This is a genomic window from Parasutterella muris (assembly GCF_009767915.1).
Lineage (GTDB): Bacteria > Pseudomonadota > Gammaproteobacteria > Burkholderiales > Burkholderiaceae_F > Parasutterella > Parasutterella muris.
Map to the genome: position 1 here is coordinate 19,720 of NZ_WSRP01000033.1, position 9,677 is coordinate 29,396.

Consider the following 9,677-nt stretch of genomic DNA (forward strand, 5'->3'; position numbering starts at 1 on the left):
ATGCATACGAAAGCGCTTGACAGAACAGCAATCAAACTTGTTTCAGTAACTTTCCTAAGTTTGTTTGTGGGACGCACAGAAGTGAATTGGCTTGAGTGGATTTGAGATGGCAAGGCACAAAAAGCCAAGCATCTTTTAGGCAAAGATTCGCTAAGCATTATTTCCTCAATTTTTGATGTGAATAATTTTTTTTAGACTATTACTTATGTTTCATAGTGTTAAGTAGTATTTTTATTTAAAGGTATGTACTAGTATTTGTTCGGTATTAAAGACTATGCTGCTGTGGAAGAGTTTTATTTAAATATTTTTTTTAATTAAATCAAATAAAAATGATATTTATTTTTTAATAAAATATGAATGATAATTTGTTCGTTTTTTGATATGAATTTTAATTTGGTTCTGTTATAAGAGAAGGCATAATGATTATTTTTGTTTTTTTACAACAGATTGTCGATGAGTTATTCTCTATTTTTTAAAATTTGACAATAAATATTTGTACTTCGAAAGGAGGGGAAAATATAGCTATCATAATTTTTTATGTAAGTTGTTATGCAAAGAATGCCTTTACAAGCTGGACTTCTTATCAACACCTAGTACATGTTTAATTGCTTCGATCTCTTTATTTTATGTTTGTTATTGTCTTAGGTTATGTCTAATCATTAAATATGCATCGTTTTAAATTAATAGGTTAAGTAAGTCAAAAATCTTCCTACGTCTTACATTTTTCTAATAGGATTTCTGTGGCAAAGGTATTGGGGTGTTCTGTTCAATTTAATCAAGAATTCGCTGTGAAAGTATGCCAATAGAAATGACGACTCTTGTTTTTAGAAAACCGGTTGAGATACTTTTGTCAAACTGATCCGTAAGACTCTGTACCTCAGCATGGTTATTTTTTTATCTGAAGAATAGTGTAGGAGGAGGCACACAGAGATAAGGACATCGCTGCAAAAGGAAGTAAAAATGAGCGATAGTCAATGTGCGGCCTCAGCATTTGCCAAAGATTATTTTTAATAAGACGACAAGATGTTTTAGAAGACTGTCAAGAGAGTTCAGTGCAGCGTATCAAACACAAAGACGCGTTTGTATCTATTAAAAGAGCCCGGGCGTTGCCCGGGCTGATGTCGAAATAAGTTATTTCACATACTTAGCAGCGTTTTCACCTGCGATACGGCCGTAAGTTAACCCGATAATTGCTGCAAAGCCGACTTCATTGGCGAAAGCTTCGTGACCGGAGGCTGCACCCGCAGCATATAAGCCCGGAATAACATGACCTTTAGTGTTGATTGCTTCGGCCTTGTTATTGGTTTTGATGCCGCCGTACGTGGACTGCATTGAAGGAGTGACTAAAGCAGCATAGAAAGGAGGTTTGACCATTGGGTACTGAATCTTGCGCCCAAGCTCTTTATCTTTGTCCAATCCGGCTTTGCAGTCTGCGATGTACTGATTGAGAGTATTGATAAATTCTTTCTTGTTGACCTTTAATTTGTCTGCCAGCGCTTCAATAGTGTCAGCTTTGACAAAGTAGCCGGCATCTGCGTAATTGCGCATAAGCCTGAGATTATCCATAGCCGTTTGATCCACAACAGCATAAGCCTCATGGCTAGGCTGTTTCATCATAGCTTTGCTCTTGAAATTGATGGAAGGATGATTTTCATCAACGAATCGTTTTCCATCGTGGTTGACAAGAACGGTGTACGGAGTAATCGCGGTCAGAGAGACACCGTCTTTTTTTGTAAGGGGATGGCAAAGGTAGTTAACTTTGATCTGATCCATGGAGGCGGTGTCAGCACCAACTGCCTGAGCCATACGAATACCGTCGCCTGTAAGAGAAGAAGCTCCCGTTGTCGGACGATTGGTCCAATCAGGCGCGTATCGCTTAAGCAGCTCCGGGCTTGCGGAAAATCCGCCGGTTGCAACGATGACGGCTTTGGCCAATACTTTATACGATCCGTCAGGAGTGGAAACTTTAACACCTGTTACTTTGCCTTTGTCAGATAGAATTTCGGTTACGCGGCTGTTGAGTCGGTAAGGAATTCCGTCCTTCTTCATCTGTGCGGTCAGAGCTTTCATGATGTGAGGTCCGGGCGCACTTCCATCCTTCGTGATATGGAAATACTTATCATTCTGGAATCTATCGAAAGGTACGCCAAGTTCCATTAACCAGTCGATGATTTCTCCGCCCCTTCGCGCGTAGGTTTCTACATTCTCTTTGTTGATAGGGATATTCTTGTCTTTGGCTTGCTTCATCAAGTGATCAACGTAGTCTTGAGTAGACTTTCCTCGAATGCCTTTGTCTTTAATGAGCTTTGAACCGCCGGCCGTAATACCGGTAGAAATGTTCATTGAATCACCGGCACCAAGCATGCCTTGTTTTTCAATGACCAGTACTTTTTTGCCTTGTTCCTTCGCTGCGATAGCAGAGGTCAGGCCGGCGATTCCGGAGCCGATAACGACAATGTCGGCTTCATCGTCTTTCTGAGGTTTCTTAACTGCTACAGGAGCCGCGACTAAAAGGGGAGAGAGATCTTTCGTGGCTTTAGAAAGCGCATTCTGGCAGGCATTAATCAGACCTTTACTGCTGAAGGTCGCTCCGGTGACATTGTCTACCTTCAGGGTCTGACGTTCGATAATTTCTTTCGGAATCATCGAGAGCGGGGCGTCTGACAGGCCGGCGGATTCCTTATGGCTGAGGACCTTAATATCAGTAATCTTGTTCTTATCAACTGTGACCTGTACGTTAATAGGGCCGTTTCTGCCTGTAGCTGTGCCCTCATAAGTACCAGGCGTAAAACTCGCTGCCGCAAATGCGGTGCCGGTTATTGTCAGAGAAACAGCTAAAACTATGCTTTTAAATTTGATCATGTTTACTCCTTCGAGAAAAAACTTTTTGCTCTGACATCTACGTTAGCGAACTAAGTACTTAAGTAGTTTGAAATTTAAAATTGCAGATAATGGGATAAGTATGGGTATTGAAACAACTGATGATGCGTGCTTTCTTGCTGACTACATTCTTGCTTGCTTTTCAGTTTTCGCTATGTGCGAATGAGGCTGTGATTTTTGCGGTTAGTTTGGACGCTCCGCAGGATAAGAATGCACAGATTATTGAACCCACGCTGAATACTCTTCGGAACAAGTTCGGCGAGGATAATTTAAAAGTAGTTCGGCTGCCTTTACCAGAATTGGAAAAGCAGCTGGAAGCTGGAAAGATCGACATATTTCTTTCAACCTCCGGACTTTCTAGGCGGATGGCCCAAAAAGGTGCAAAAGAACTCGTTACGATGAGTTCTGACCGTCTGCCGAACCCAAATGAGGCTTACGGAACGTTGTTTATCACAAGAAAGGATTCACCGATAAACACAATCGCCGACATGAAAGATAAACGTCTTGCGGCAAATCTAAAAGGTGGATTTTACGGTTACCAAATAGGCATGGGAGAGCTGGCTAAGAATGGCCATAACCCGTCGGACTTTTTTTCACAAATCGATTTTGTCGGAAGAGATCTGCGTAAAGTTGTGGAGTCAGTGATTAAAGGCAATGCAGATGTCGGTTCGGTTTCGAGCTGCTTTCTCGAAGATACTTATCCTCCCGAAAGCCCTATTTGGAAAGAGATTAAGCCAATCGGACTGAAGAAATCTGACGGTTGTTGGGTTTCTACAAGTCTTTATCCTAATTGGTCAGTGTCAACGATGCCAACAACGGCAGCAAGTGTTGCAAAGGATGTGACAGTTGCGCTTTTGGGTATGCCTGCGGCCGAAGGAGGGATCGGTTGGAGCGTTTGTACTGATTCTCTAAAGACAGATGAGCTCTTTAAAACTCTTCAGCTTGGGCCCTTTAGCTTCCTCAAAGACTGGTTCTCGCAGGAATTCAAAAATCGTTACGCCATCTGGGTATTTTTGGGCCTGACTCTGCTTTCTTTTTTCGCGGTAACTTCCTTCATTCTTGGAAAACTTGTCAGACGAAGGACACGATCACTGTACCAGTCACTGGAAGCACAGCGAGAGCTTCAGAAAAAGGCGCGAGCGGCCTCCGAGAAAGTGTATGCATTGGAAAAGCTGGGAATTGTTAATCAGATTAGCTCAATCGTAGCTCATGAATTAAGACAACCATTTACGACAATAAAAGCATTTATCTTCGGAGCAAAGAGAAAAGCCGAAAAGAATACCTTGACCAACGAGGAAATGGCTGAAGTTCTAAGCAAAATTCAAAGACAGTCAGATCGTGCGGAAGCGATTGTCGGCAGTGTCAGAAATTATGCAAAGCAAAGAAATCGACAAATACAGTTCTTTAGTTTCGTGGAAGCTGTCGATAGTGCCGTCCGTAACTTTATCGACTGCGGTATTTTTAACGGGGAAATCGCAACTCGTTATGACTGTGATCTTCAGGTTTGCGGAAGTTCACTGGAAATTGAACTTGTAGTTGGGAACCTATTAAAAAACTCATCCGATTCTTTAAAGTCTATCCATCGCAAGAAACCGGTTATTACAGTTCATGTCTTTAAGGCAAATGGGTACGCTTGTATCGAAGTAAGCGACAACGGAGGAGGCACAAAAACATCTGAGGAAATTCTGAAGTCTGAGAAATCTGACGGTCTGGGTTTGGGACTTGTGATTGTCAAATCAATTGCCGAAGCTCATGGCGGAAAATTCTCTCTGCAGTTGAATACTTCAGGAGCTAAGGCTATTTTTACTATTCCTCTTTCGGGAGACGACAGTGAAGCAGAAAACTGAAAAATCTACTTTAGTTAGGCTTGTTGATGATGACTTGGATCTGCTAGAAGGCCTTACATATATGCTCGAAGAGGAAGGATGGAAGGTTCGGACGTATCCCAACGCCGAATCTTTTTTAGAGTTAGATGACAAAAACACTCCAGGCTGTATTGTCTTAGATTACATAATGCCGAGGGTCACGGGAGTTGAACTCCAGCAGATATTAGAAAAGCGAGGCTTTAAGCAACCGGTCTTATTCTTAACGGCTCATGCAGATTTGGACATGGCGATATCGGTATTTAGAAAGGGCGCAGAAAACCTCTTGAAAAAACCGGTAGATCCGGATGAGTTGTTGGAAGCAATTCGAAAAGCAGTAGAAAGGGATCGAAGGCAGAGGGGAGAGGTTAAAAAATCCGCTGGGCGTTATGCGGCTCTTTCGGAACGAGAAGTTATCCGGCTAGTTAATGAAGGCTTAATGAACAATCAAATTGCAGAAAGGCTTGGTTTAAGCGAGCGAACAGTGGAAAGTCATAGATTCCATGCTTACCAAAAGATTGGGATTAGCACTGCTAAGGAGCTTAGACGGTTCTTAGAGGAGGCAAATTAATTTCCAATCAACAATAGCGGCTCCAAAGAGAGCCGCCAGCAGAAGAAGTTCCGTCGGAAAACACTAGCTCAAGAACTTTCTAAATAGCAGTTCTGATGTTGAAAATATTGGGACGTAAAAGAATATCTGCAGCGACTTTCTTTTTATAAGTTAGATAGTTCGCGTGGGCTTCTTCAGAAACCGAGCCTTCTTGGTGCTCTTTCACTTGTGAAAACCACTCCTTACCCATGATTTCAGGAGAAATGCTGTAGAGAAAAGTGTTCTTCTTATACGAGATTTTAAAAAATAAGGAACCTCCCGCTGCAGAATGTGGTGCCTCTTGAGGTGCATCACTGTCGTCGATGATATATCGACCATCAGAACTCGCCCGTGTCAGATATTCAAAACCGTCACGAACTCCGGGACCGAAATGTCCGCTGACAATTTGAAATTCTTTTCTCATTGGTACTTCGTTGGGACATAAATCAGAAATCGCTTCTTTCATTAGTCTAAAAACAAGCGCACTTGCGATTAAGGCCCTAGGACCGGCATAGCGATAAATGTCTTCACATCTATAATCCATTACGCCTTCCTCTTCGCGCAGGAGAATAAAATCCTGAATGTCAGCGTACACGATGGACTCCTATTTCATTGCGGAAGGGAGAATCAGTGATTTAACATCAACTTTTCTTTCCATCATCTTGTTGTCATAAAGGAAGTTCTGATCAGTTTCTAACCCCTTGATATCATCATCTGTCAGAGTGTTGTAGTAGTTAGACCAGGAAGCGAGCTTTTTAGCGTCGCTGATCTCAATACCGTGCTCTTTTGCACCCATGGCGATAGCCTCGTCAGGATGATTTTCAATCCAGGTAAGTGCTTCTCTCTGAACTTTAACGACTTTTTCCAAGGCTTCAGGATACTTTTCTGCGAATTGAGCAGAGACAGTGGTGACAAGGTTCACGTTAACGATATCCTTAGCCGTTGTGATTACTTTTGCACCGGATTTTTCTGCCTTAATGACGCCGCTGGCAGCAAGTAGAGCTGCATCCGCACTTCCTGAGAGAAGTGCGGCGAGTGCAGAAGGCTGGTCCATGGAAATGAAGTCAACATCTTTGATGCTCATGCCGTTTTTTGCTAAAGCGGCTACGAGAAGCTGGTGTAATACAGTGCCTTTCGGTCCGACAATTTTCTTGCCCTTTAAGGATTTAATGTCTGCGGATTCTCCCGGTTTACTGACGATAGCGAACGTATCGGCTGGATGTGAAACTCCGGTTGCAATCAAAACCTTATTCCCGGCGCCGTTTGCCATAAGAAGTGAAGACGTATTCATGACAGCAGAGATGTCTACTGCGTTCGCAGCCATTGCCTGAGTTTGTTTTGAGCCGGAAGTAATGGTCTTCCAATTGACTTTAACTCCATCCTTCTCAAAGGCTTTCTCAAGCATGCCTTTCTCCTTCATAACGATGTTCTGAAGGTTAAAAGGAGCCTTTACGTAGACAATATTGATTTCATTGGGAAGATTCGCTGCAAAGACATTAGCCGTCAGTCCTAGCGATAAGATAGTTGTTGCAAGCGGTTTAAACAAGATTCTTCTCTGGTTGGTTGATAACGATAATTATTATCATATCAATAATATTTTAAAAATGTGTCGTTTATGAAACACTTTTCGATTTGTTAGTTTAAAAACAGGCCGCATGCAGCAATGCGGTCAAAAGAGAAGGCCTTTTCTAATGCTGTTCCTGTCATGTAAGCTGCTCAGTGGACTCCGCCCGTTACTTACCTCAGGCGTAAAGCTCAGAAAACGGTTCACCAAATACATCGAGAACTTTGGCTGTCGGAGTAATTCTCAAAACGCAGTAAGTTGCAATACAGCGAGGTTTTGTTGGTTGACATCCTCCACGTCCTTCAGGGCGTGGAGGATGTCAAAATCAGATGACAACGAAATTCCGGGCTGTTTGATACTGGACTATCCTATGCAAGGAGCTATAGGTATAGAACTGCAAGGAATGCTTATTGTCACTTCCTATGATTTTCCTAACTACTCACGCAGAGGTGCCGGTTGTTATCAAAGCGTTCCAATAAGGAACGGTGGATTTCTTGTTAACCGGAACTTCTGACTGCAGCGATCATAAAAGCGGTAGAGCGGGAACAGAAAGAAAATTCACCTTTGAACCTATACAGTCAGCTCACGGAACATCAGAAAAAAGTTGTTTCTTTGGTTGCTAAAGGACTGACTTGCTCCATCATAGGAGAACGGCTAGGTAAAAGCAGAAGAACTATCGAACGGCACAGGGGAAATGTCTTGAGAATTCTTCGGGTCGATACCCCGGAGGAACTAAATAACATTCTGGCGCAAATCAGTAACGGCAGTTGATTAATTGTTCGGCAAATACTAGAAAAGACGCTTAGTTAATGAGCAAAATAATTAAGTTTATTGCATTTAACATGATGTCAGGTGACTCGGCGGAAGTCTTGACTGCCTCTTAAACTTCCTTAAATGTTACTTTCAGTTAGTATTATTTGATGATTGTTCCGCTGCTCTTTGACCGCTTCTGATAATTCCTAAAAAAGACCATCGGCAGAATAATGAAAAACGACACGCCAATAACCAGGTACGAGATATACCAAGCACATGAACTGAAGCCCTCTGCCAGAATATTTTCAGGCGGAATAAATCCGCATAAGAACGCAGTCAGAGAAGTCAGAAATGCGGTTCCGGCAACGAGCCAAATGCCGACTTTTCCGCCCGGAATACGGCAGGAGGACTGTCGCTCCGCATGCTTGTAACGCAGACGAATGGCCGCCGCAAACATCAGTAGATACATAATCATGTAAAGCTGAGAACAGAGTGCGGATAAAATCCAGAATGCGTTCGAAATCGTCGGCGTCACTAATATGTTCAGAGATAACAGAGACGCAAAACAAGCCTGAATCAAAAATACGTTCTTTGGCATTCCGTTTTCATTGCGCTCCTGCCACCAGCTTGGGATATAGCCTTCCTTTGAAACTTCTAAAAGTCCGTTTGATGGGCCGTTAATCCACGTCGCAGCCATTGCAAATGCTCCAAGAGCCAAAAGCAGACAAAATATCGGTGTCAGCCATTGCAAACCTAGAACTTTCATCATTTCTTCAAAGGCTTGGCAAACGCCGGACGCAAGGCTTAGTTTTTCCGGTGGGACCGTAAGCGCAATAGAAAATGCGCCAAAGCTGGAAAGCAGAATCACAAGAACGGTCGCCAATAGAATTGCTCTCGGGTACTGGACTGCCGGATTCTTCAAACGACGAATATGAACGGCGGACATCTCCATTCCCGCCAAAGAGACCATCATGCCCGCAAGCAGCATCCAGCTCATTGAATCACTAAAGTCGGGCAGAAAATCTCCCATTCCATTAAATGGAATTGCAGTCGAGTGTCTGCTAAACAAGTAAAGAGCTGTCATGGCAAAAATAGCGGCGCAAGGAATAATCGTCCCGATAACAAGACCGCCGTTTGTGATGAAGAGTGCGTATTTGACGCCTCGGCTGTTGAGGTACGTCGCACCCCACATCGCGACCTGAATCATGATAAAAATAAACCACTTGTTGTCGGCAAGCTCAGGATCGAATGCATACGCCAGGGAAGAGGCCACAAAAGTTAAACAAGCCGGATACCATGGGAGGTTCTGAACCCATTCCATAAATATGGCGAGAAAGCCCCAGCGCGGCCCAAAAGCTTCACGAACCCAAACAAAAACGCCGCCGTCCTCCGGATATGCGCTAGCGAGTTCTGCTGATACCAGGGCGGAAGGAATAAAAAAACAGATACAGGAAAGAGACAGGATGAAGACAATACTCCAACCGTACTCTGCCATGTTAGGGAGATTACGAGGAGAAAATATCGCGCAGACGGTAATAAACGCCATGGCGACAATACCGATGGTGACCCTTGGAGCTGTGTTGCTGTTTTCCGGTTTCATAATCTTTCCTGTTTAACCGTTTAACTTTTCCCTTATTTTGAGTACTCCGAAACTCAATAATGCCAATGGGTTATCAAAATAGGGACCAAGAGCCTCAGAACGTCTGATGAGGAGCTTGAAAGCAAAAAGATCGTAATTTTTTTTCACTACTGTTCAAAATAAATTTGAACGATTGACATAGCCCCAACGCAAACATGCTGGCGATCCGATAAAGTTGATTTTTGCGAAATAAACAAACGGAGCACCAGCATGCAGAGATCAACGATATCTATGTTTGCTCAACGTGTCCAGCTTATGGGCGGGAAAATTGAGTTTCAAAACTTGGTCAACAAGTACCAATCTGACAAGGGGGCTAAGGGCCTTACAACGTGGGGCCAATTTATTGCCATGCTCTTTTGTCAGCTCACAGGCGCAGGCTCATTGCGAGAG

General features: G+C 43.2%; 8 protein-coding genes. 4 read left to right on the forward strand and 4 right to left on the reverse strand.

Going from position 1 to position 9,677, the window contains the following annotated elements; translation table 11 throughout:
* Window positions 1-1,131: 1,131 nt before the first annotated feature.
* Complete coding sequence (locus tag E5987_RS09910) at window positions 1,132-2,862, reverse strand: FAD-dependent oxidoreductase (protein ID WP_160335928.1); 1,731 nt, start codon at window positions 2,860-2,862, stop codon at window positions 1,132-1,134.
* 107 nt (window positions 2,863-2,969) lie between these two features.
* Here E5987_RS09910 and E5987_RS09915 point away from each other — a divergent pair, with 107 nt between their 5' ends.
* Window positions 2,970-4,727, forward strand: coding sequence for a sensor histidine kinase (locus tag E5987_RS09915; protein ID WP_160335929.1), 1,758 nt, complete (start codon window positions 2,970-2,972; stop codon window positions 4,725-4,727).
* Window positions 4,711-5,313: a response regulator gene (locus tag E5987_RS13385; protein ID WP_160335930.1), complete on the forward strand. Its 603-nt coding sequence runs from the start codon at window positions 4,711-4,713 to the stop codon at window positions 5,311-5,313. Before E5987_RS09915 ends, E5987_RS13385 begins: the two co-directional genes overlap by 17 nt.
* A gap of 79 nt (window positions 5,314-5,392) precedes the next feature.
* Here E5987_RS13385 and E5987_RS09925 read toward each other — a convergent pair whose 3' ends face one another.
* Window positions 5,393-5,926 (reverse strand): hypothetical protein, encoded by a 534-nt coding sequence (locus tag E5987_RS09925; protein WP_160335931.1) that lies wholly within the window; start codon window positions 5,924-5,926, stop codon window positions 5,393-5,395.
* Between the two features lie 9 nt (window positions 5,927-5,935).
* Window positions 5,936-6,877: an ABC transporter substrate-binding protein gene (locus E5987_RS09930; RefSeq protein WP_160335932.1), complete on the reverse strand. Its 942-nt coding sequence runs from the start codon at window positions 6,875-6,877 to the stop codon at window positions 5,936-5,938.
* 582 nt (window positions 6,878-7,459) lie between these two features.
* Between E5987_RS09930 and E5987_RS13520 the strand changes: the two genes are divergently transcribed.
* Window positions 7,460-7,666: a LuxR C-terminal-related transcriptional regulator gene (locus E5987_RS13520; RefSeq protein ID WP_160335933.1), complete on the forward strand. Its 207-nt coding sequence runs from the start codon at window positions 7,460-7,462 to the stop codon at window positions 7,664-7,666.
* 142 nt (window positions 7,667-7,808) lie between these two features.
* Here the strand turns inward: E5987_RS13520 and E5987_RS09940 are convergent, their stop codons facing one another.
* Window positions 7,809-9,248 (reverse strand): amino acid permease, encoded by a 1,440-nt coding sequence (locus E5987_RS09940; protein WP_160335934.1) that lies wholly within the window; start codon window positions 9,246-9,248, stop codon window positions 7,809-7,811.
* Window positions 9,249-9,497: 249 nt separating this feature from the next.
* On the opposite strand from E5987_RS09940, the gene E5987_RS09945 reads away from it, so the two are divergent.
* Window positions 9,498-9,677 (forward strand): DUF4372 domain-containing protein (locus E5987_RS09945; RefSeq protein ID WP_237178796.1); only part of this gene is annotated, 180 nt, incomplete at its 3' end.